Here is a 909-nt window from a genome sequence, read left to right as displayed (position 1 = left end):
GGCCACGCTGACTATGTTAAAAACATGATCACTGGTGCTGCACAGATGGACGGCGCGATTCTAGTAGTTGCCTCTACAGACGGTCCAATGCCACAGACTCGTGAGCACATCCTGCTTTCTCGTCAGGTTGGCGTACCTTTCATCATCGTGTTCATGAACAAATGTGACATGGTAGATGACGAAGAGTTACTGGAATTGGTTGAAATGGAAGTGCGTGAACTTCTGTCAGAATACGATTTCCCAGGTGATGATTTACCAGTAATCCAAGGTTCAGCTCTGAAGGCCCTAGAAGGTCAACCAGAGTGGGAAGCTAAGATCCTTGAATTAGCCGCAGCACTGGATTCTTACATTCCAGAACCACAACGTGAYATCGATAAGCCGTTCCTACTGCCAATCGAAGACGTATTCTCAATTTCAGGCCGTGGTACAGTAGTTACTGGTCGTGTTGAGCGTGGTATTGTTAAAGTGGGTGACGAAGTTGAAATCGTTGGTGTTCGCACAACGACTAAAACAACGTGTACTGGTGTAGAAATGTTCCGTAAACTGCTTGACGAAGGTCGTGCAGGCGAGAACTGTGGTGTGTTATTACGTGGTACTAAGCGTGATGACGTAGAACGTGGTCAAGTATTGGCTAAACCAGGTTCAATYAACCCRCACACKACTTTTGAATCAGAAGTTTATGTTCTGTCAAAAGAAGAAGGCGGACGTCACACTCCATTCTTCAAAGGCTACCGTCCACAGTTCTACTTCCGTACAACTGACGTAACCGGTACTATCGAACTGCCAGAAGGCGTAGAGATGGTAATGCCTGGCGACAACATCAAAATGGTAGTGACTCTGATTTGCCCAATCGCGATGGACGAAGGTTTACGCTTCGCAATCCGTGAAGGTGGTCGTACAGTTGGTGCT

At 47.0% G+C, this 909-nt stretch carries 1 protein-coding gene; it reads left to right on the top strand.

The window, feature by feature from the left end:
* On the top strand, nucleotides 1-909 hold a 909-nt coding region (gene tuf / locus L5M17_RS22885), incomplete at both ends, for an elongation factor Tu (protein ID WP_263149288.1).

The sequence above is a fragment of the Shewanella sp. SW24 genome (genome assembly GCF_025653395.1).
GTDB lineage: Bacteria > Pseudomonadota > Gammaproteobacteria > Enterobacterales > Shewanellaceae > Shewanella > Shewanella oncorhynchi.
The sequence above is the reverse complement of the archived record's forward strand: the minus strand, read 5'-3'. Positions and strand labels throughout refer to the sequence as shown.